General features: G+C 56.6%; 14 protein-coding genes and 2 pseudogenes. 9 read left to right on the top strand and 7 right to left on the bottom strand.

What is annotated here, in order from left to right; all coding sequences use genetic code 11:
- Positions 1-91: 91 nt before the first annotated feature.
- Complete coding sequence (locus ACOTXL_RS03010; RefSeq protein WP_045350789.1) at positions 92-1,624, bottom strand: SpoVR family protein; 1,533 nt, start codon at positions 1,622-1,624, stop codon at positions 92-94.
- A 321-nt stretch (positions 1,625-1,945) separates the two neighbouring features.
- On the opposite strand from ACOTXL_RS03010, the gene ACOTXL_RS03005 reads away from it, so the two are divergent.
- From ACOTXL_RS03005 to ACOTXL_RS02995, 3 genes and pseudogenes are all read left to right on the top strand, one after another.
- Positions 1,946-3,244, top strand: a complete 1,299-nt coding sequence (locus tag ACOTXL_RS03005) for a D-amino acid dehydrogenase (protein ID WP_015570317.1) — start codon at positions 1,946-1,948, stop codon at positions 3,242-3,244.
- Between the two features lie 9 nt (positions 3,245-3,253).
- A complete protein-coding gene (gene dadX, locus ACOTXL_RS03000; RefSeq protein ID WP_045350788.1) occupies positions 3,254-4,324 on the top strand; it encodes a catabolic alanine racemase DadX in 1,071 nt (356 codons plus the stop codon).
- A 105-nt stretch (positions 4,325-4,429) separates the two neighbouring features.
- Positions 4,430-4,534, top strand: a pseudogene (locus ACOTXL_RS02995) (hypothetical protein); the annotation flags it as partial.
- Here the strand turns inward: ACOTXL_RS02995 and ACOTXL_RS02990 are convergent.
- Together ACOTXL_RS02990 and ldcA are read right to left on the bottom strand one after the other, a co-directional pair.
- A pseudogene (locus ACOTXL_RS02990) lies at positions 4,487-6,154 on the bottom strand (potassium/proton antiporter); the annotation flags it as partial. The pseudogenes ACOTXL_RS02995 and ACOTXL_RS02990 overlap by 48 nt on opposite strands.
- A 97-nt stretch (positions 6,155-6,251) precedes the next feature.
- A complete protein-coding gene (gene ldcA, locus ACOTXL_RS02985) occupies positions 6,252-7,166 on the bottom strand; it encodes a muramoyltetrapeptide carboxypeptidase (RefSeq protein WP_023324854.1) in 915 nt (304 codons plus the stop codon).
- A gap of 107 nt (positions 7,167-7,273) precedes the next feature.
- Between ldcA and emtA the strand changes: the two genes are divergently transcribed.
- A complete protein-coding gene (gene emtA / locus ACOTXL_RS02980) occupies positions 7,274-7,885 on the top strand; it encodes a membrane-bound lytic murein transglycosylase EmtA (protein WP_017384310.1) in 612 nt (203 codons plus the stop codon).
- 37 nt (positions 7,886-7,922) lie between these two features.
- Here the strand turns inward: emtA and ycgR are convergent, their stop codons facing one another.
- On the bottom strand, positions 7,923-8,654 hold the full coding sequence (ycgR, locus tag ACOTXL_RS02975) for a flagellar brake protein YcgR (protein WP_045350787.1): 732 nt from the start codon (positions 8,652-8,654) through the stop codon (positions 7,923-7,925).
- A 160-nt stretch (positions 8,655-8,814) separates the two neighbouring features.
- On the opposite strand from ycgR, the gene ACOTXL_RS02970 reads away from it, so the two are divergent.
- Complete coding sequence (locus ACOTXL_RS02970) at positions 8,815-10,917, top strand: TonB-dependent siderophore receptor (protein WP_023324852.1); 2,103 nt, start codon at positions 8,815-8,817, stop codon at positions 10,915-10,917.
- 85 nt (positions 10,918-11,002) lie between these two features.
- Here ACOTXL_RS02970 and ACOTXL_RS02965 read toward each other — a convergent pair whose 3' ends face one another.
- The 3 genes from ACOTXL_RS02965 to ACOTXL_RS02955 form a co-directional block, all read right to left on the bottom strand.
- Positions 11,003-12,685: an alpha,alpha-trehalase gene (locus tag ACOTXL_RS02965; protein WP_045332135.1), complete on the bottom strand. Its 1,683-nt coding sequence runs from the start codon at positions 12,683-12,685 to the stop codon at positions 11,003-11,005.
- A gap of 213 nt (positions 12,686-12,898) precedes the next feature.
- Entirely contained in the window at positions 12,899-13,909 is a 1,011-nt protein-coding gene (gene gap, locus ACOTXL_RS02960) for a type I glyceraldehyde-3-phosphate dehydrogenase (RefSeq protein ID WP_023314315.1), read from the bottom strand.
- A gap of 78 nt (positions 13,910-13,987) precedes the next feature.
- Positions 13,988-14,968 carry a GlxA family transcriptional regulator gene (locus ACOTXL_RS02955; protein WP_022651417.1) on the bottom strand — a complete coding sequence of 327 codons (981 nt, stop codon included), beginning with the start codon at positions 14,966-14,968 and terminating at the stop codon, positions 13,988-13,990.
- Between the two features lie 848 nt (positions 14,969-15,816).
- Here ACOTXL_RS02955 and ACOTXL_RS02950 point away from each other — a divergent pair.
- Genes ACOTXL_RS02950 through ACOTXL_RS02935 form a run of 4 tightly spaced genes read left to right on the top strand, consistent with a single transcriptional unit; the run spans position 15,817 to position 19,466 of the window.
- The gene (locus tag ACOTXL_RS02950; RefSeq protein WP_006810964.1) at positions 15,817-16,311 is read left to right on the top strand and encodes a hypothetical protein; all 495 of its coding nucleotides are present in this window, start codon (positions 15,817-15,819) and stop codon (positions 16,309-16,311) included.
- 23 nt (positions 16,312-16,334) lie between these two features.
- Positions 16,335-16,838: a type VI secretion system lipoprotein TssJ gene (gene tssJ, locus ACOTXL_RS02945; protein ID WP_045350786.1), complete on the top strand. Its 504-nt coding sequence runs from the start codon at positions 16,335-16,337 to the stop codon at positions 16,836-16,838.
- A 28-nt stretch (positions 16,839-16,866) separates the two neighbouring features.
- Complete coding sequence (gene tssK / locus ACOTXL_RS02940) at positions 16,867-18,210, top strand: type VI secretion system baseplate subunit TssK (protein WP_022651416.1); 1,344 nt, start codon at positions 16,867-16,869, stop codon at positions 18,208-18,210.
- 17 nt (positions 18,211-18,227) lie between these two features.
- Positions 18,228-19,466, top strand: a complete 1,239-nt coding sequence (locus ACOTXL_RS02935) for a DotU family type VI secretion system protein (protein WP_003859963.1) — start codon at positions 18,228-18,230, stop codon at positions 19,464-19,466.

The following is a 19,466-nucleotide window of genomic DNA, read 5'->3' as shown; positions in this document are numbered from 1 at the left end:
GGTTTTTTTTCGCCGGGTGGCGGCTTCGCCTGACCGGGCCTACAGGTCCCGTAGGCCCGGTAAGCGTAGCGCAACCGGGCAAAAAATCCCACTACAGCGTATTCAACCGCGCCGGACACCGCTCCAGCAGCTCCACGCTGCCATCTTCGTTCTGCTGCTCCAGCAAGACGTCAAATCCCCACAGGCGATGCACATGCTTCAGCACTTCCTTACGCCCCTTATCCAGCGGTGCGCGGTTGTGCGGAATATAGCGCAACGTCAGAGAGCGATCGCCGCGCAGATCCACGTTCCACACCTGAATGTTCGGTTCAAGATTACTCAGGTTGTACTGGGACGACAGGCGCGAGCGGATCTCGCGATAGCCCTCTTCGTTGTGGATCGCGGAGATCTCCAGGAAGTTGTTGCGGTCATCATCCAGTACGGTGAAGAAGCGGAAATCACGCATGATCTTCGGCGACATGAACTGGCTGATAAAGCTCTCATCCTTAAAATCACGCATCGCGAAGTGCAGCGTTTCCAGCCAGTCGGAACCGGCAATATCCGGGAACCAGTATTTGTCCTCTTCGGTGGGCGACTGACAAATACGCTTGATATCCTGGAACATGGCAAAGCCGAGCGCGTACGGGTTAATGCCGCTGTACCACGGGCTGTTATATGCCGGCTGGAACACCACGTTGGTGTGGCTGTGCAGAAACTCCATCATAAACCGCTCGGTAACTTTCCCTTCGTCGTACAGGTGGTTCAGAATGGTGTAGTGCCAGAAGGTCGCCCAGCCTTCGTTCATCACCTGGGTTTGCTTCTGCGGATAGAAATACTGGCTCACCTTGCGCACGATGCGCAGGATCTCACGCTGCCAGGGCTCCAGCAGTGGGGCGTTTTTCTCCATAAAGTAGAGCAGGTTTTCCTGCGGCTCGGAAGGGTAGCGACGCGCCTCGGCGACGGTTTTCTCCTCTTCACGTTTTGGCAGGGTGCGCCACAGCATATTCACCTGGCTTTGCAGATACTCCTCGCGGCTTTTCTGCCGGGCTTTCTCCTCCTGCAAGGAGATCTTCTGCGGACGCTTATAGCGGTCAACGCCGTAGTTCATCAGCGCGTGGCAGGAGTCCAGCAGTTTCTCAACCTCGTCCACGCCGTAGCGCTCTTCGCAGTCGGTAATGTAGTTACGGGCGAAGATGAGGTAATCAACGATTGAGCTGGCGTCCGTCCAGCTGCGGAACAGATAGTTATTTTTGAAGAACGAGTTATGTCCATAGCAGGCGTGCGCCATCACCAGCGCCTGCATGGTAATGGTGTTCTCCTCCATCAGATAGGCAATACATGGGTTAGAGTTAATGACGATTTCATACGCCAATCCCTGCTGCCCGTGCTTATACAGCCGCTCTGTCTCAATGAATTTTTTACCAAACGACCAGTGCGGATAGTTAATCGGCATCCCGACGCTGGAGTAAGCGTCCATCATCTGTTCCGAGGTGATGACTTCAATCTGATGGGGGTAGGTATCCAGACGATAGAGTTTGGCCACCCGGTCGATCTCCGCCAGGTAGACATCCAGCAACTCGAAGGTCCAGTCGGGTCCATCGCTCAGACGGGTGCTGTCCCTGGACATGGAATCTAGTGTAGCCATTAGCGCGCCCTCGTTGTTGGTCGCTCTCTCTGACTGGAGAGCCTCCTTTCAAGCATAGATCACCCCATTCAAATACGCGGGGCGCAGAAATTTTTTCTTTGCGATTTCACGTTTTCGATACGGCAAAAAAAGCGGTGCTCACAGAATTTTCTACTGGTTAAAAATAACGCGCAGCAGGAGATCCCAAATAAGCGCTATCCCCTGATACAGCGGGATATGTGAGTTGAGTCACCATAAAAAAGTCATATGTTGAATAATATTTTCAACTAGGTTATCAATCTGTAATTAGATGATTGTTCTTTTGCTCATAATGGAGTGGCTATGCGTGTTGTCATACTGGGAAGTGGTGTCGTTGGCGTAACCAGCGCCTGGTATTTAAGTCAGGCGGGACATGAGGTTACCGTTATCGATCGCGAATCCGGTCCGGCGCTGGAAACCAGTGCGGCGAATGCGGGGCAAATCTCCCCGGGCTACGCTGCGCCGTGGGCGGCCCCGGGCGTTCCGCTGAAGGCGATCAAATGGATGTTTCAGCGACATGCGCCGCTGGCGATCAGCCTCGACGGCACGCAGTTCCAGCTTAAGTGGATGTGGCAGATGCTGCGCAACTGCGACACCCGCCACTATATGGAAAACAAAGGGCGCATGGTGCGTCTGGCGGAATACAGCCGCGACTGCCTGAAGGCGCTGCGTGCCTCAACGGGCATTGAATATGAAGGACGCCAGGGCGGCACGCTTCAGCTGTTCCGTACCGCGCAACAGTACGAAAACGCGACCCGCGATATCGCCGTGCTTGAAGATGCGGGCGTACCGTATCAGCTGCTGGAAGCCAGCCAGCTGGCGCAGGTGGAGCCAGCGCTTGCCGAGGTCGCGCACAAGCTGACGGGCGGTCTGCGTTTACCGAACGATGAAACCGGCGACTGCCAGCTTTTCACCCAGCGTCTGGCGCGCATGTGTGAGCAGGCCGGGGTGAAATTCCGCTTCAATACTTCTGTCGACAAACTGCTGTCGGAAGGGGAGAAGATTTACGGCGTGAAGTGTGGGGAAGAGGTAATCAAAGCCGATGCCTACGTGATGGCGTTTGGCTCCTACTCAACCGCGATGCTGAAAGGGATCCTGGATATCCCGGTCTATCCGCTGAAAGGCTACTCCCTGACCATTCCTGTGAAAGAGGACAGCGGTGCGCCGGTCTCGACCATTCTTGATGAAACCTACAAAATCGCCATCACCCGCTTCGATAACCGGATCCGCGTCGGCGGCATGGCGGAAATCGTGGGCTTTAATACTGAGCTGCTTAAACCGCGTCGTGAAACGCTGGAGATGGTCGTGGGCGATCTCTTCCCGCGCGGCGGCTTCATTGAGCAGGCGACGTTCTGGACCGGCCTGCGCCCAATGACCCCGGACGGCACGCCGATTGTGGGCCGTACGCCATACAAAAATCTGTGGACCAACACCGGCCACGGTACGCTTGGCTGGACCATGGCCTGCGGTTCGGGCCAGCTGCTGAGCGACCTGATCTCCGGGCGGACGCCGGCAATTCCGTTTGACGATTTGAGCGCCGCACGCTATCAATCAGGGTTTACCCCATCGCGTCCACAACACCTGCACGGCGCGCATAATTAAGGAGTCGCAATGTCCCGTCCTATTCTGGCCCAGCTGGATTTGCAGGCGCTGAAGGATAACCTGCAAATTGTTCGCCGTGCTGCGCCGGGTTCTCGTGTCTGGTCGGTGGTGAAAGCCAACGCCTACGGTCATGGTATCGACCGTATCTGGAGTGCGCTCGGCGCCACCGATGGTTTTGCCCTGCTGAATCTGGAAGAGGCCATCCTGCTGCGCGAGCGCGGCTGGAAAGGACCGATCCTGCTGCTGGAAGGATTCTTCCATGCGCAGGATCTGCCTCTGCTGGATAAGTACCGCCTGACGACCAGCGTTCATAGTAACTGGCAGATCAAGGCGATTCAGGACGCGAAGCTGCATGCCCCGCTGGATATCTATCTCAAAGTGAACAGCGGGATGAACCGTCTGGGCTTTCAGCCTGAACGGGTGCACACGGTCTGGCAGCAGCTTCGTGCGCTGAAAAACGTCGGTGAGATGACGCTGATGGCGCATTTCGCCGATGCGGAAAAGCCGGACGGAATTGCCGATGCCATGGTCCGCATTGAGCAGGCGGCAGAAGGGCTGGACTGTCCACGTTCGCTGTCGAACTCAGCGGCAACGCTCTGGCATCCAGAAGCGCACTACAACTGGGTGCGTCCGGGGATCGTTCTGTACGGCGCGTCACCCTCAGGTCAGTGGCAGGATATCGCCAACAGCGGCCTGAAGCCGGTGATGACGTTACGAAGCGAGATTATCGGCGTGCAGACGTTAAAAGCGGGCGATACGGTGGGCTATGGCAGCCGTTATCGGGCAGCGGGCAAACAGCGTATCGGTATCGTGGCGGGGGGCTATGCAGATGGTTATCCGCGCATCGCCCCGAGCGGCACGCCGGTGTGGGTCGATGGCGTGCGCACCGGCACGGTAGGCACCGTCTCAATGGACATGCTGGCCATTGATTTAACGCCGTGTCCCCAGGCGGGGATCGGGTCACCGGTTGAGCTGTGGGGCACCGAAGTTAAAATTGATGATGTGGCCGCTGCGGCGGGCACCGTTGGGTATGAGCTGATGTGCGCGCTGGCACCCAGAGTGCCTGTTGTGACGGTGTAACTTGTGTATGTGCCGGGTGGCGGCTTCGCCTTACCCGGCCTACAAAAGCCCGAAAGTAGGTCGGGTAAGCGTTATCGCCACCCGGCAAAAAAGCAGCTACTCCGCCTCTTCCTCCATCGGCCTTACGCCGACTTTGCGCACCGCATTATCTTCTTTCTCGGCTACCGTCCAGATCATCCCGGCAAACTCCACCTGGTCACCGACGACCGGCGCAGCCCCTAATAATTGCTGAATAATTTCACCCAGTGTTTGCTGGTTATCGCGATTCTCCAGTCCACCTTCCAGGCCATAAATCAGCGCCACATCCGCAAAGCGGGCGCTGGCTTCGAGGATAAAATCGCCGAAGAAACGCTGATCCAGCGCCACCGGGGGCGACTGGCTGAACAGCTTGCCGAGGGCAGGCAGGTCGCGCTCGCGGCCAATCACGCAGAGAATATCGTTCTCACGCAGCCGCGTGCTGCCGGTCGGGTGAAGCAGGGCGTTATCCCGGAACAGGGCGGCAATGCGCGTTTCAGCGGGCATATGCAGATCGCGCAGGGACGCGCCCACGCACCACTTATCGGAGCTTAGCTGGTAGACAAACTGTTCCCAGGGATTCTCAGGGTGAATATCTAGCCCCACGCGGGAGACCGGCCAGCCAATGGGCGGTACCACCACTTTGGCTTTTTTCGCCGCCCAGCCCAGCGACGTCCCCTGGAACAGCAGCGACACCAGCACCACGAAGAAGGCGACGTTAAAGAACAGGCGGGCGTTGTCCAGCCCGGCCATCATCGGGAACACTGCCAGAATAATCGGCACCGCGCCGCGCAGACCCACCCAACTGATAAATATCCGCTCACGCAGGTTAAACCCGCGGAACGGTAGCAGCCCGGCAAACACCGACAGCGGACGGGCGAAGAAGATCATCCAGGCCGACAAAAGCAGCGCCGGTACGGCGATAGGCAGCAGGTCCGACGGCGTCACCAGCAGGCCCAGCACCAGGAACATGGCAATCTGCGCCAGCCAGGCCAGACCGTCGAAGTTCTGCAAAATGGCGTGACGGTTGCGAATCGGTCGGTTGCCCAACAGGAAACCGCAAAGGTAAACCGCCAGAATACCGCTGCCGTCCAGCGCGGTGGTGACGGCAAAGATCAGAATCCCGCCGCTCAGGGCCAGCAGCGGGTAAAGGCCGGAAGGCAGCGTAATACGGTTGATCGTCTGCTGTAACAGGTAACCGCCGCCGAGACCAATGATAATCCCCAGGCCAAACTGCTGGAGGATGTGCCAGGCGAACATCCAGCTCAGGCCGGTTTCGTGCTGCTGGATCATCTCAATCAGAGTGATGGTCAGGAACACCGCCATCGGATCGTTACTGCCGGATTCAATCTCCAGCGTGGAGCCAACGCGTTCGTTCAGCCCCTTGCCGCCGAGCAGCGAGAAAACCGCTGCCGCATCGGTCGAGCCGACAATCGCGCCAATCAGCAGGCCTTCCATAATATCGAGGTTAAACAGCCAGGCCGCCATCATACCGGTCAGGCCAGAGGTGATCAGCACCCCGACGGTCGCCAGAGACAGCGCCGGGCCTAAGGCCACGCGGAACGAACTTGCCTGGGTGCGCATACCGCCGTCCAGCAGGATGACCGCCAGCGCGAGGTTACTCACCATATAGGCGAAAGGGTAATTATCGAAGGGGATACCGCCGATTCCGTCGACTCCCGCCAGCATGCCGATAGCCAGGAAAATGACAAGAATAGGTATGCCAAGGCGCGATGAAAATGAACTTAATAAAATGCTGAAGGTTACCAGGATGGAACCCAGAATGAAAAGACTGATTATCGCTGTGGCACCCAATGTCGTCTTACTCCCACCTCAATGTGAACGCTGTTATTAAAACCCTAACATATTAACAACGGTAACAGCGTTTTATTGAGGGGGAATAACGGCTTTTTTATGCCTTTAAGACCGGATGACCGCTGATTGTTAACCGACTGCCTGAATTATCGTGTACAAGGTGCGCCCGGGCACCCAGCGGCAGCGTAACGGTTTGCTGCTCATGGCCGAAATCCAGGCCGGCGATCACCGGGATATCCAGGCGGGAACGAATGAAATCAATCATCGTTTCCAGGGAATAGCCTGCATCGTAATCGTTGGGGGCTGAACCGCTAAAACTGCCCAGCACAATGGCCGACTGCCGATCCAGGATCCCGGCGTGATACAGCTGCAACAGCATACGTTCGACACGGAACGGGTGTTCATTGATATCTTCCAGCACCAGTATGCCATCCGTGATCTGCGGCAGCCACGGCGTACCAATTAGCGACACCAGCATCGCGAGGTTGCCGCCCCACAGCTGTCCTTCACATTCCCAGTGCGGTCCATTGCCTTGCCACTCGATGGTGAACGTCGGGTTTTGCAGGGCGCGCCAGAAATGGTCCTGCGTAAACGCATCCAGCTCCGGCGCGCCAAAGTTACCGGCCAGCATCGGGCCGCTAAAGGTAATGACGTTATGCAACGCCAGCAGGCCGAGCTGGATCGCCGTGAAATCGCTGTGTCCGCAGATTAACAGCGGATCCTGCTGCTGGCGCGCGGCCAGCCCGGCCCAGTCGATGCTCTCCAGCAGCCGGCTTGCGCCATAGCCGCCGCGCACGGCCAGCACAATGGTGTTTTCACCTTCCAGCGTCGCCAGGCTGTTGATATCGCTCAGTCTCTGCGCCTCCGTACCGGCAAAACGCTGCATGCGGCGGGGGATAATTGTCTGATTTTCTACCTGATGGCCCATTTCCAGCAGGCGTTGAACGCCCCGCTGTGCCGCCTCCTGATTGATGCAGTAGCCTGACGGTGCGATGAGATGAAACTGAGGCATGGCAATTCCTTGCTGAATGAGAATCTAATTGTCTATATCATGCCGCTTATACGCCGCCTGCTTCAAGGGGCGACGTACCGCGATGACCGGCTATAAGGATAGATGACGTGAAATTGAGATGGTTTGCTTTTTTGATTGTGCTGCTCGCTGGCTGTAGTTCAAAACATGATTATCAAAATCCCCCCTGGAACCCTGAAGTGCCGGTAAAGCGGGCCATGCAGTGGATGCCGATCAGCGAACAAGCCGGAAAGGCCTGGGGCGTGAGCCCGCGTCTGATCACGGCGATCATTGCCGTGGAGTCCGGCGGCAACCCGACGCTGGTGAGTAAATCGAATGCGGTGGGGCTGATGCAGTTAAAAGCCTCGACGGCGGGAAGAGAGGTCTATCGCTACATGGGCTGGAAGGGACAGCCATCCACCAGCGAGCTGAAAAACCCGGAGCGTAATATCTCTATGGGAACCGCTTACCTGAGCATTCTCGAGCATGGCATTCTGAAGGGGATTGACGATCCGGAAGTGATGCAATATGCACTGGTGGTGTCGTACGTTAACGGAGCCGGCGCGCTGCTCCGAACCTTCTCATCCGATCGCAAAGAGGCGATAGAAGAGATTAACGATATGGATAAAGATGAATTCTTCGAGCACGTTGTGAAGAATCATCCGTCAGCACAGGCTCCACGTTATATCTGGAAAGTCCAGAAAGCGATGGACGCTATGTAACGCCTTTGTCGGGCGGCAGCACGCTGCCCGACGCCTTTCAGCGCACTTTATTCGCGCGTTCCCGCGCTTCACGCTCCAGTGAAAAAATGATGCGCTGTAGTTCGCGCTCGGCGCCTGGCCCGACATTCAGAAAGCGAAAGCTCAGTCGCGGCGTGGTAATGGTTTCGTTTTTGCCGTCCACCACCTTGCGCTCGCTGATGGCAATCAGTTGGGCGTCAAACCAGAAGCGTCCCCATCCGCCCATATCCAGCTCGATCTGACTAAAACGCATACCTTCCACCAGCCCTTCCGGCTTCGGCGTATCCATTAACGCGCCCATGCCGCCCAGCGACAGGTCGAAGAGACGAAAGCGGATCTCTTTTTTGTCCGGCATTTTTGCCTTACAGAAATAGGCCGGGTGAAGCGGAGCGCTGATGCGAAAAAACTCCCGGCGTTGCACGAACCAGAGGTTAGCGGGCAGGGGAGCGATAAACGCAGGCAAACCCTGGTACGCGATCGTGGTCAGACGAGGCAGCACAAACTCGACTTTCGCCCCCTGCGTTTCGGCCATCACCGAGAGATTCTCTGCCTGTAGCGCGGCACGGTTTTCATCGCTCTGGCTACCCAGATCGACGATCAGGTGCTCTGCCGTCACGTCCAGGATCTTGCTGATAAACTGGCTGGTTGACCAGTTGATGCGCAGCGGCACCTCGCCTTTTTTCAGGTCGCGTAACACCCCTAATACAGCCAGCGGATTTTGTATCAGGAACTGCTCACTGTAGCTACTCACGCCAGATGGCTCCTCGATAGATGACAGACTGTCTCTGGGTTATCGGCACGCGGGCATGAAACTTAATACAAACGATCTGTTTTTCTCCGCCGATATTGATTTGCTAATGGAAATGATAATAATTGCCGTTCCCAATACCATCTAATAACAAGACGACACTATGAGCACTTCACGTTTTGCGTTATGCGCGTTGGCAGGCGCCGTCACGCTGGCATTGCAAACACAGGCTTTCGCAGAAGAATCCACCATCGTGGTGACAGGCACAGAGCAGGGCAGCGCGCTTCCTGCCTGGACCAACAGCGCCACGAAATCAGCCGTCGCGGAAAGTAAAACACCGCAGGTGATCAACACCATTGCCGCTAAAGAGATTGAGCAGCGGCACGCCAGTTCGGTAAACGAGATCCTGCGCTATGCGCCGGGCGTTTCCACGGAGGTGCGCGGGAGCACCTCTTACATGAGCGAGTACAAAATCCGCGGGTTCAACGTCGATCAGGAGTTCTACAACGGCCTGCAACTTCCCTATAACGTCACCGGGAACACCAAAGCGCGAATCGATCCGCTGCTGATTGAGAGCGTCGATATCCTGAAGGGGCCGTCATCCGTGCTGTATGGCGGCGGCTCACCGGGCGGGCTGGTCAATATTCAGAGTAAAAAGCCGCAGAAAGAGGCGAAAACGGAACTGGGCTTTAATACCGGAAACCGCAATCTGAAAGAGGGATACCTGGACTCCACGGGGCAGATCGCGAACAGCGACTGGAACTATCGCCTGCTGGGCAAAGCGACGGAAAGTGACGAACAGGCGCACACCACGCGCTATGAAAACTATCTGGTGGCCCCCTCCGTGACCTGGCAGCCTGATGACAAAACGCGCCTGACCATTGACGCGCTGGCGCAAAATACGCCGAGCCTGACGCCGTCTGATCCGATGCCGCTAAGCTATCTGCGGTCTAAATACGCCGATCGTCGTGACTATGCCGGGGATGAGTGGAGCGGCTTTAAGCAGCGCCAGTGGATGCTGGGATACAGCTTTGAGCATGAGTTTGACAGTGGCTGGGGCTTTAACCAGAAAGCGCGCTACTTTGACGTGGACACCCACCAGCGCAGCGCCTATTCCACCGGGACGGGCAGCGAGGTCTACCAGCTTAACCGCTTCGCCTATACCACGGATGAAGATTTGCAGAGCTTCAATATTGATAACCAGGTCACCCGAACCGTCGCGCTGGGGGACTGGAAACATCATCTGCTGGCGGGCTTTGACTACCAGAAGCTGAACTCTCACTTCCATTATCGTTACGCCTCATCCACCCCGGGTATCGATATGCGTCATCCGGATCACTCGCAGATCGATAACGATGCGCTGGGGCTTGAAACCGCGCAGAAAAACCGACTCAGCTATCAGCAGAATGGCTATTACCTCCAGGATCAGATTGCGTTTGGCGGGCTGAACGTGCTGGCCAGCCTGCGCTATGACGACTACCGTTCCGTCACCACTAACTATCTGCAAAACGGTGACAAAGCCTGGGTATCGCAGGATCGCCTCACCAAACGACTGGGCGCGCTTTATGCCTTCGACAATGGACTCTCGCCGTTTATCAGCTATTCAGAAGGGTTTGCCCCAGTATCGCCGCAGGGCACGCTGACCGCGAAAGACGTTAAGCCCACCACCAGCAAGCAGGTGGAGGGTGGGGTGAAATACCTGCTGGCGGAATACGCAACCACCTTCACCGCCTCGGTGTTTAACATTCGTCAGAAAAATGTGGTGACCAGCGATCCGGGCTTCCTCAACTATCGCCAGACCGGGGAAGTGGAATCGAAAGGCGCGGAGCTTTCCGCTATGAGTCGTCCAACGGATAACCTGACGCTGATTGCCAACTATGCCTACACCCACGCCATCAATACCGAAGATGACAAGTACCAGGGCAAACGACCGACGCAGGTCCCTGAGAACGCCTTTAATCTGTGGGGCGATTACACCTTCGACAGCACGCCGCTGAGAGGGGTAACGCTGGGGGGAGGCGCACGCTACACCGGGCCGATGGAGATCTCGCCAGCCAACGACGCAGGCAAGCTGGGCGGTACGACGCAGTACGATCTGGCGGCATCTTACCGCATGGGCGAATTGGCGCCATCGCTGGAGGGGCTGACGCTGAAAGCGAGCGCGCAGAACGTCACCAACAAAGAGACGCTCACCTGCTATGACGCGACCAACTGCTGGATAGGCCGCGACCGCACCTTCCAGGTCGGGGCGAGTTACAGCTTCTGAAAAAAGCCCGGTGGCGCTAGCGGGTCACTTTATTGCACGGAACCTGACCCTCGCCCCTTTGGGGAGAGGGTCAGGGTGAGGGGCGCTACTGCGCCGCCTGTTTCGCAGGTGCAACATCATCGTTTGCCGCAGGCTGATTCTCCGGTACGGTGTCGCATGGCTTCTCTTTCGGGCAGACCATGTCCAGCATCCTGAGCGTCACGCCGTTACTCCAGCCGAAACCGTCCTGCAACGGATACTCACCGCCGCCACCGCCGGTACCGGTCGAAGAGACATCGTACTTCTCAACCAGTTTCTTCTCGCGATCGTAGGTATGCTGAACGTTTTTCAGGAAACGCCAGGTCACGTCCATCGCCACTTTCTGCTGACCATAGTTCTGCAACCCTTCCACCGCTACCCACTGCAACGGCGCCCAGCCGTTCGGCGCATCCCACTGCTGCCCGCTGTTGATGGTGGTGGTAGAAATACCGCCCGGTTTCAGCAGGCGCGACGATGCGGCTGCGGCCACTTTATCGGCGCGATCCTGTGATGCGGCCTTCACATACAGCGGGAAGAGGGCCGCGGCAGTCAGCTGATTACGCACCTTCCTGGTTTTCAGATCGTAATCCGCATACCAGCCCTCTTTATCGTTCCACAGGTGGCTCTCTATGGCTTTCTGACGCGCGGAGGCCAGCGCGTCATATTTACTTGCGCTGGCGGTATCCCCGTCTTCCTGGCTGGCACGGGCCAGCAGTTTTTCCATCTTAAACATCAGCGCATTCAGATCCACCGGCACGATGCTGGTGGTGCGGATGGTATCCAGCTTCTGAGGATCGTCCATCCAGCGGGAGCTGAAATCCCAGCCCGAGGCCGCGGCAGAGCGCAGATCGCGATAGATCTCGGTGGCCGGACGGTTAGGGTTATTTTTGGCGGTGGTGACGTCATCCAGCCACGACTCAGGGCGCGGCGTGTCCCGATCGTCCCAGTAGCGGTTGAGGATCGCGCCGTCATCCAGCTTCACCACGCGTTTGTTCGCCTGACCAGGCTGGAGCCCATCAGCCCCCTCCATCCAGTAGGCATACTCTTTTTCCATCTGCGGACGGTATTTCTTTAACGCGTCGCTGTCATGCGTGGCCAGCAATTCCACCATCAGCGAGAAGAACGGCGGCTGAGAGCGGCTCAGGTAGTAGGTGCGGTTACCGTTAGGGATATGGCCCCAGGTATCAAGCTCGTAAGCGAAGTTGTCCACCATGTCGCCGATCTTATCCCAGTGGCCGCTCTCGGCCAGCCCCAGCATGGTGAAATAGCTGTCCCAGTAATAGACTTCGCGGAAGCGTCCTCCCGGCACGACATAGGGTTTTGGCAGAGGCAGGAGGGAGTCCCATTTGTTCGCTTTGTCGGTGGTGCGGGTCAGAACAGGCCACAGATCGTCTATGTGTTCGCGCAGGCTCTGGCCCTCAGGGGGAACATATTTCTCACCCTCCTTCGGCAGGATAAAGTTCATCTCCACGAAGTGGCGCAGGTCAAAACCGGACTGGGTATGCTGCATCCGGTAATCCGCCAGGATCATTAGCGGGTCGCTTTTGGGAACGGCATCCGCGAAGGTTTTCTGATCCGGGAACAGTTTGGCGCTCTGTACGTCATTAAAGAGGGGGCCAAGAAGAATATCAGGTGAGCTTTGCTGGCTCGTTGGCTGGTCTTCAGCATAACCAAATGCGGTAACACCGAGTAGTGCGCCTGCCAACGCAAGGGGTAAAAAAGCGGGGCGTCGTGCGCGAGGTCTTATCATCGGTTCGTCTCCTGTCTTCACTGAGCAGCGTGACCGCTGTTGTCAATTACCTGAAAACCTTAGACGAATATCGTTAACTTCGCGTGTTGAATATCCCATTTTTCACATAACCAGATAATTCGGGTGCGCTTTCACAACACCGGGGGTGGATTACTTAATTTTTAACCACATCACAGAAAGGCCGGGTAAGCTTCAAGCCACCCGGCTTAAGCCCTACAACCCTTTTTTATCCATAAGCACCGCCAGATCCACCAGACGGTTCGAGAAGCCCCATTCGTTGTCATACCACGACAGGATCTTCACCATATTCCCGCCGATCACCAGCGTTGAAAGCCCGTCGATGATGGATGAGCGCGGGTCGCCCTGATAATCACGGGAGACCAGCGGTTCATCGCTGTAGCCCAGGATGCCTTTCAGCGGCCCGCTGACGGCGGCCTGACGGAACGCGTCATTCACCTCTTCGGCGGTCACGTTGCGGCTCAGCGTCACCGTCAGATCGACAATCGACACCACCGGAACCGGTACGCGCAGGGAATATCCGGTGAGTTTACCGTCAAGTTCGGGGATCACTTTCCCGAGCGCTTTTGCCGCGCCGCTGGAATAAGGCACAATCGATAATGCTGCCGCGCGCGCGCCGCGCAGATCTTTTTCCGGCTGGTCATGCAGCGCCTGGCTGTTGGTGTAGGCATGCGTGGTGTTCATCAGCCCGTGTTCAATGCCAAACTGCTGGTGCAGCACCTGCGCCGCTGGCGCCAGACCATTAGTGGTGCAACTCCCGTTGCTGACCACAAAATGCTGGGCCGGATCGTACAGCGTGTGGTTCACGCCCATTACCACCGTCAGATCATCATTTTTAGCCGGGGCGGAAATAATGACGCGTTTTGCGCCGCCGCTCGTGATATGCACCGCTGCTTTTTCACGTTCGGTGAAGAAGCCGGTGGCTTCGATTACCACCTCAACGCCCGCGTCTTTCCACGCAATGTTTGCCGGGTCGCGTTCACTGAATACGGTGATGCGTTGCCCGTCAACCTGTAGCGCGCCGTCCGCCGCTTCAACGGGCACCGGCAGCGTGCCGAGCAGAGAGTCATATTTCAGCAGATGGGCGAGGGTTCTACTGTCCGTCAGATCGTTAATGGCCACAATCTGGAGATCCGGGTTGCCCAGCGCCGCGCGAAGAACATTACGTCCGATACGGCCGAAACCGTTAATACCGACCTTAACCATGATGCACTCCTTATCTGTGTTGTCTGGAGTGACTTTAGGCGTCAGGTCGGATGGCGTAAATGACAAAAAAGGATCAGATTACGCCATTCTGCGGCAGTGGAAGCGCTGGCGATATTCGCCCGGCGTGAGATGAAGCTGCTTTTCAAAAACGCGGCGCAGGTTGATGCTGGTCCCAAACCCGCTTTTTTCGGCAATGACCTCAAGCGGATACGAGGTCTGCTCCAGAAGCTGTCGTGCGGCGGCCAGGCGCGCTTCGGTGACATAACGGGCCGGAGGTACACCGACGTCACGCGTGAACACGCGGGTGAAATTGCGCGGACTCATGGCGACCCGTTCGGCCAGCCTTTCGACGCACAAATCTGCGGTGAGGTTTTGCAGGATCCAGCTTTGCAGTTCGCTAACCGGTCCGGTCGCGCCGGACTGCTCCAGTTTATAGCGGCTGAACTGTAGCTGGCCGCCAGGCCGACGCAGGTACATCACCATATCCTGCGCCACGTTGCGGGCGAGGGTGAAGCCGTAATCATCCTCCACCAGCGCCAGCGTCAGATCAAACCCGGAACTGACGCCGCCGGACGTCCAGACGGGTCCATCCTGAATATAGAGCGGGCCGCCCTCAACGTTGACCGCAGGATAGCGGGTTTTCAGGGTTTCCAGCAGCCGCCAGTGGGTCGTCGCCCGGCGCCCATCGAGCAGTCCGGCCTGTGCCAGCAGCAGGGCCCCGCCGCAGACAGAGGCGACGCGGCGCGCATGCGGCGCGGCCAGGTGCAGCCAGTCCACCACCGCGGTGCTTTCCTGTTCATTCATGCCACGACCGGTAATGATGATCGTATCCAGCGGCTCGCGCGGATCCAGCTCCGGCAGGCGATAGTCCGCCAGCAGGTTTAAGCCGGACTGGCCGTGGATCACCAGGTGAGGCTGGGTGGTGGCGATAATGATGCAGTAGCGGGGCTGCGCCAGGCCGTCCGGGTGCAGCCGGTTGGCCTGCATCAGAATGTCGGCGATACCGGCAGCCTCAAACAACATGCCACCGTCAGGTACGATAATCAGGATCTTCTTCATGTCCTGAAAAGTACCTTTATCACAAAATAAGTCAAGCGGCAGACAAACACCGTCGCAGAGACAAATGAGGCGTGCCGGGTGAAAGCGTGGAACGGCAGATGTTGGAAAGAAGTAAAAGAAATATGTAGTAACGGTAAAACTTTTTGCGTTAGGTTTACTGTTACTGCCGCTGAAACCCCCAGTTTATGGGCTGCAATGAAGTGTTCTGAACAATAAGAGAACAAAAAGATGTAGCCATGCTTAATTATTAAGGCTCAAAAAATAACCTCGGAGGATAATTTCGAGTAGGTTATTTCGGATCGCAAAATTAAATCCCTGCCATTTTCTTCACCGTCATTTGTTAATGCGGGACGCACGCACCCAATAAAAGTTATCTTCCAGATGCAACAATGAAAATATCCCAGATATATCCCACAGCGCACAGAAAAAATGAAATTCTACTAATTATGGTAGTGGCGATAATAAGGGGTTACGTTAATGATAGTGGTTCTCTTTTGCCTTTTTAGCCATTAATTTTCATACAGTTACGCTAGAAATTCGTCTAAGAAAAAGACGATTTCAGCTAAGTGCGCATTTTTTATGAGATTAATCCTATAATGCATTGGGCGTATCATTAAACGCCATTAAGCAGGCAAGAAATATTGAATTGATGACAAGCTCATGTAAACTTGTCTACCGTTTGTCAAAATATGTCAGGAGCATGCTGGGCCCATTTCTGTTGGGTTCGTGCGGTAGCTATGCCTTAAAATAGTTACCTGCTGAAAATATCCCGACTATTTTAACAATAGCACCTAAGTCAAATTTTATCCCCCTCTCTTCATCCTCTAAATATCGCTACGGAAAAGCATATGAAACTGCGTGTATTGTTATCACTTCTGTTTGTTATGGCGGTGGCGGGCTGTAAGGCGCCGCAAAAACCAGCGATCACCGATGATACGATTGTGACCAGCCAGGTGAATGGCATCACGCTGACGCACCGTCACGCTGTTACCCCTCCGGCGGAGTTCACTCAAGTGAATGAACCGTATCGTGCCATGTACCCGGCATCCCTGATGAGCCGTCCTGACTACGGTGGAAAAGTGATCCGTACGCTTGAGACCGGCAAAACTTACGTCGTGCTGGGGCAGGTTGAACATTTCTGGATGGCGCTGGCCGATGAAGGGAGTGAACAGCTGATTGGTTATGTGCCGATGCGTGCCGTGATCAAGGCTGACCAGTACGAAGCCACCGTGCGTAAACAGGCACTGCGCCCGAAAGCGCGTAAGAAAACCACCTGTGTTGATGTCGATGGCAACAGCAAAGCCTGCAAAGACAGCGCGAACGGTACCTGGATCCTGAACTAAACGGGTTTCACGAGCATATTTTTATGAATAATAAAAATTTTCATCGGATGTGGTTCCCTTTTTTTGCGTTGATTTTCGCGCTGATCGGTGGTTGTACGTCGTCTTCACACAGCGACCCCTCCCGCTACAATCTTCAGTTTCAGGCTCATCCTCAAATCAATGATTCTGCGCCGCTTAAGCTCAGAGTGTTGCTGCTGAAATCCGATGCGGATTTCATGTCCAGTGACTTCTACTCCTTACAGAACAACGCGTCAGCCACGCTTGGCGCGAATCTGCTAAACAGCGATGTGTTCTTCCTGATGCCGGGCCAGCTTTCGAAAACCCTGAGCGGGCAAAGCTCACCGGAAGCGCGTTATATCGGCGTGATGGCGGAATACCAGGCGCTGGACGGCAAAAAATGGCGCGTCTCACTTCCTTTGCCTGTTCCCGGCGAAAACGCGATTTACCAGTTCTGGAAATGGTCCGCAGATGAACTCCAGGCCAGCGTCTTCCTTGACGTAAATGGTATCCGGGTCATCAGCCAGTAACGCCCTTCATAACAGGAAAGAGATCATCATGACGAAAGCAGAAAAGGTCGTCTGGACCGAGGGCATGTTCCTGCGTCCCCACCATTTTCAGCGGACAGAAAGTTACCTCCTCAACCACGTTCGTGAGTGGGGGGCCTTGCAGCGTTCGTATCTCTGGGGCTTTCTCGACCTTGAGCTGGATGAAGCGATGCTTCGCCAGGGCTGTATTGCCCTCAGCTACTGTAGCGGTTTGCTGCCTGACGGCACCTTTTTCCAGGTGCGCAGCGACCGCAACGGTCCGGCTCCGCTAAAAATCCCCGATAATCTCACCAATGAAAAGGTGGTGCTTGCGCTGCCGGTTCGTCGCGGTGGCCGTGAAGAGGTGATTTTCAGCGAGGAGCAGTCTTCTCTGGCGCGTTTTATTACCTTTGAACAAGAGGTGGAAGACGACAACGCGATGTCGGTCGGGGAGGCGACGGTTCAGTTTGGCCGCCTGCGTCTGACCCTGATGCTGGAGAAAGATCTGACGGCAGAATGGACCGCCATCGGCGTGGCGTACGTCGCTGAAAAGCGTAACGACAACCACGTGCGGCTGGATAACAGCTACATCCCGCCAATGCTGAACGCCAATAACAGCCCGCAGCTGTACGGCATGATCAATGACCTGCACGGCTTGCTGGTGCAGCGTAGCCAGCAGATCGGCGGCCGCCTGCGTCAGCCGGGGCGTTTCAATACGTCTGAGATGGTTGAGTTCACGCTTCTCTCGCTGATCAACCGCCACCTTGGCGATGTCTCACATTTAAAAACGCTGCCGCTGCTTCATCCGGAAGCGCTCTGGCGCAGCTGGCTGCCGTTTGCCACGGAGCTCGCCACCTGGACGCCGCAGCGTACCGCAGAGAGCATACTGCCGGTATACGACCATGACGATCTCGCCGTTTGCTTCAGCAAACTGATGCTGATGCTGCGTCAGGGACTGTCGCTGGTGATGGAAGATCATGCCATCCAGCTGCCGCTGCACGAACGCTCCCACGGTCTGAACATCGCCACCGTGCCGGAGACCAGCATGGTCCGCGAATTTGGCTTCGTGCTGGCGGTAAAAGCCAATGTCCCCGGCGAACACCTGCAAACCCATTTTCCTGCCCAGATGAAGGTTGCGCCAGTCTCGAAAATCCGCGATCTGGTTCAGCTTCAGCTGCCGGGCATCATGCTTCGGGCAATGCCCGTCGCGCCGCCGCAGATCCCGTGGCATGCAGGCTACAGCTATTTCGAACTCGAGAGGGGCAGCGAACTGTGGCACGAGATGGACAAGTCCGGGGCATTCGCGCTGCATCTCGCAGGGGAATTCCCGGGTCTCGATATGGAGTTCTGGGCCATCCGTAGCCCGACAGAATAATAAAGCGAGCGCTTAATATGCAGGAACGACAGGATACCGGCAGTGATGCCGTGTTTACCGGAGCCAGTGGGAACAATCAGCTGGTGGCGGCCGCCAATCCGCTGCTCAATGCGATTCCGCAAATCCGTCATTCGGTTTCCCACGACGATCAGGTCGGGCTGCGCCAGCGCCTGATTGACGAAATTCGCCGTTTCGAGGTGCGATGCCAGCAGGCGGGCTTACCGTATGAAGTGATTGTCGGCGCGCGCTACTGCCTCTGCACGGCGCTGGACGAAGCCGCCGCGCTGACTCCCTGGGGAAGCAGCGGCGTCTGGTCAAGCAATGGTCTGCTGGTGACGTTTCATAACGAAACCTGGGGCGGCGAGAAGTTTTTCCAGCTGCTGGCGCGTCTGTCGCAGAATCCGCGCGAACACATTCTGCTGCTGGAGATGATCAACTACTGTCTGCTGCTCGGCTTTGAAGGCCGCTACCGCGTGCTGGACAATGGCCGGACCCAGCTTGAAACCATCAAACAGCGCCTGTGGCAGATGATCCGTGGCGTGCGCGGCAGCTACCCGCCGCCGCTCTCGCCGCACCCGGAAGATCGCCCCGTTCTGCGCAAGCTCTGGCGGCCGATGATCCCACTCTGGGCGTGCGTGGCGCTGGTCGGCTTTATCGCCTGCCTGTTCTATATCGTGCTGAACTGGCGTCTGGGTGATAACACCAGCCCGGTACTGGCGAAAATTTACCAGTCCCAACTGCCGGAAACCACGATCCAGCAGCCTGCGCGTCAGCTGCCGGCAGTGCTGAACCTGCGCGGCTTCCTGAAACCGGAAATTGATGCCGGTCTGGTGGCCGTTAAGGATGAGGCGGATCGCAGCGTGGTGATCCTGAAAGGGGACGGACTCTTTGCCTCGGCCTCAACGGTGGTGCGCGATCGCTATGAGCCGGTCATCGACCGCATCGCCCAGGCGATGAATAACGTCAGCGGCAAAATTCTGGTGGTTGGGTACAGCGACAACGTGCCGATCCGCAGCGCACGCTTCGCCTCCAACTATGAACTCTCGCTTGAGCGCGCCCGTTCGGTGCAAAAACAGCTCCAGGGTAGCCTCTCGCAGCCTGAGCGCGTCAAAGCCGAAGGGCGGGGCGAGATCAACCCGGTAGCGCCTAACACCACGCCTGAAAATCGCGCCCGTAACCGCCGCGTGGAGATTACGCTGCTGGTGTCGCCTGACAATACCCAGGCCGAGCTGAACGGATTGCCGCAAGGAAACTAA

Origin of the sequence: Enterobacter cloacae complex sp. IR5402, from assembly GCF_049238125.1 — a bacterium.
In the GTDB taxonomy this organism is placed as follows: Bacteria; Pseudomonadota; Gammaproteobacteria; order Enterobacterales; family Enterobacteriaceae; genus Enterobacter; species Enterobacter hormaechei_C.
Note: the sequence above shows the minus strand (reverse complement) of the source record. Positions and strands in the feature narration are given on the sequence as shown.